The organism is Mycobacterium sp. TH-M11 (genome assembly GCF_057473725.1).
Genome location: NZ_JBYCLD010000559.1, coordinates 1 through 2,396, shown reverse-complemented (window position 1 = coordinate 2,396; position 2,396 = coordinate 1). Strand labels below are relative to the sequence as shown.

The 2,396-nt window shown below is 68.7% G+C and carries 3 protein-coding genes; 2 read left to right on the top strand and 1 reads right to left on the bottom strand.

All coding sequences use genetic code 11. The annotated features are described in order from the left end of the window. Together AC2VOG_RS20985 and pyrF are read left to right on the top strand one after the other, a co-directional pair. Positions 1-180 (top strand): hypothetical protein (locus AC2VOG_RS20985; protein ID WP_486941738.1); only part of this gene is annotated, 180 nt, incomplete at its 5' end. Then, a complete protein-coding gene (gene pyrF, locus AC2VOG_RS20980; RefSeq protein WP_486941739.1) occupies positions 180-1,025 on the top strand; it encodes an orotidine-5'-phosphate decarboxylase in 846 nt (281 codons plus the stop codon). The genes AC2VOG_RS20985 and pyrF, both read left to right, overlap by 1 nt. Before the next feature lie 101 nt (positions 1,026-1,126). Here pyrF and AC2VOG_RS20975 read toward each other — a convergent pair whose 3' ends face one another. After that, a complete protein-coding gene (locus AC2VOG_RS20975; RefSeq protein ID WP_486941737.1) occupies positions 1,127-1,561 on the bottom strand; it encodes a hypothetical protein in 435 nt (144 codons plus the stop codon). Positions 1,562-2,396 lie beyond the last annotated feature (835 nt).

Below are 2,396 nucleotides of genomic sequence, written 5' to 3'. Positions count from 1 at the left end.
AACTCCGGTCCGCGCGTGGACGGCTACGAGATCCGCTCGGCCGCGGTCGGCGTCAACATCCCGTGTGTGACCACCGTGCAGGGTGCGGCCGCCGCGGTGCAGGGCATCGAGGCCGGCATTCGGGGCGATATCGGGGTGCGCTCGCTGCAGGAGCTGCACAGCACGCTCGGCGGGCAGTGATGACCACGGGGTCCCGGGGGTTCGGCGCCCGCCTGGCCGAGGCGACCGCGTCCCGCGGGTCGTTGTGCCTGGGCATCGACCCGCATCCCGAGTTACTGGCCTCCTGGGGCCTGCCGGCGACACCGGACGGGCTGGCCGCGTTCAGCGAGACGTGTGTCGCGGCGTTCACCGGGTTCGCCGTCGTCAAGCCGCAGGTGGCGTTCTTCGAGGCGTACGGGTCGGCCGGCTTCGCTGTGCTGGAGCGCACCATCGCGGCGCTGCGCGAGGCCGGTGTGCTGGTGCTGGCCGACGCCAAGCGCGGCGACATCGGCTCGACCATGGCCGCCTATGCGGCCGCCTGGGCCGGGCAGTCGCCGTTGGCCGCCGACGCGGTGACGGCCTCGCCCTACTTGGGCTTCGGGTCACTGCAGCCGCTGCTGGAGACCGCCGCGCAGCATCGGCGGGGAGTGTTCGTGTTGGCGGCCACTTCCAACCCGGAGGGCGCCAGCGTGCAACGTGCCCAGGCCGCGGACGGCCGCACCGTGGCGCAGGCGATCGTCGACGCGGCCGCGGAAGCCAATCGGGCCGGGGCTGCGGTGGGACTGGGCTCGATCGGGGTCGTGGTGGGCGCCACGCTGCGCGAGGTGCCCGATCTGAGCGAGCTGGGCGGGCCTGTGCTGGTGCCGGGCATTGGTGCCCAGGGAGGGCGCCCAGAGGCCCTTGCCGGGCTCGGAGGGGCCGCGCAGGGCACTTTGCTGCCGGCGGTCTCGCGGGAGGTGCTGCGCGCCGGCCCGGACGCAGGTGCGCTGCGTGCCGCGGCGGAGCGGCTGCGGGACAGCGTCGCCTATTTGGCCGCTGCGGGATAGCTGTCGGACTCATCTAGGTCCGACTCGGTCGCCCGAGTCAACGCAACAGGGCCTGCGTGGGCGCCTTGGCTGGGGCGCCCACGCAGGCCCTGGATTGCTCGTTACCGGCCGCCGAAGTTGACGCCCCCGCCGGTGTTGGCGTGGTAACCGCCGCCGAAGGGCCCCATGTTGACGTTGGCGCTGTTGTTCTGTCCGCCGCCGGCGCCGATTCCGTTAGGGCCGAAGTTGAAGCCGCCGTTTCTGCCGACATTCATTCCGCCACCGAACGGCCCCATGTTGACGTTGGCGCCGTTGTTCTGTCCGCCGCCGGCGCCGATTCCGTTAGGGCCGAAGTTGAAGCCGCCGTTATTGCCGGCATGCATTCCGCCGCCGAAGGGCCCCATGTTGACATTGACCCCGCCGTTGTTGCCGGCGCCACCGGTGATTCCGTCATTGGGCTCGGCGCTGGCCGCGCCGATCCCGAAAGCCCCGAGGGCCAACACCGCGGACGTCGCAAGAGCCCATCGGCCGGCACGGCCGACTGTCGTCATCATCATGAATTCCCACTTTCTCTACCGAAACGGTATTCAGCGGAAATGTTCATAGTCATACCCCCCATAAACACCCCCGGGTGGACCACCCACCTGGCCGGAACATTAGGCGGCTAACCCGCGGCTTCGACCTTGCAAATGTAAAACCACCCTTAATAGTTGCTGTCAGTCCATCGAGTTCCCAGATCTCTGTTTCTGGCTGCGCCGCTAGGGCGTTTGCGCACAAATACCAGGCGTTGGGGGCCACCGGGTTTCCGTGTGCGAATCCGCGTGCTCGCGGCACGAGCACGACGAACTCGGCGCCGAACTCCCGCCTGACGGTGGCCGAACATGGTGCTCACCCGCCTCCTTGAGGTGCCGGCGGTTGTCGCGATCGATCCCCGATGGAGATGCCGCAGGGTTGCCGCAGCCGCCCTCGACACGCCCGACACGCCGCGAGGTGCGAAGTCAATGGCATGAATGTCCGGTCACATCCCCCGACGCCCCTGCTGTGCCCATGGCGCGGCATCCCATCCGGCCGACGAGAAGGAGCAAAAGGCTAGGTCAGAGCGGTTTTTGGGGTCGTGTAGCCGGGGATCGCGATTCACCAGGGGAGGGCAGGCCGATCGCGGCCGACTCGGGTTGGACGGCGCCGCGCCCAAACCCCATACGCTGGGCATTTGTAGCCGGAAACGGGGGGGTGGGGTTAGATTTCGTCAGACGGCGTGGGTACGGTCGTCGTCTCTGGCCGAAGTACCTGGCCGGGACAAGGAAAACATCGACGTTGTCGATGATGACGAGACGGAGGAATCGTGGCCCTTCCCCAGTTGACCGACGAGCAGCGCGCCGCCGCGTTGGAGAA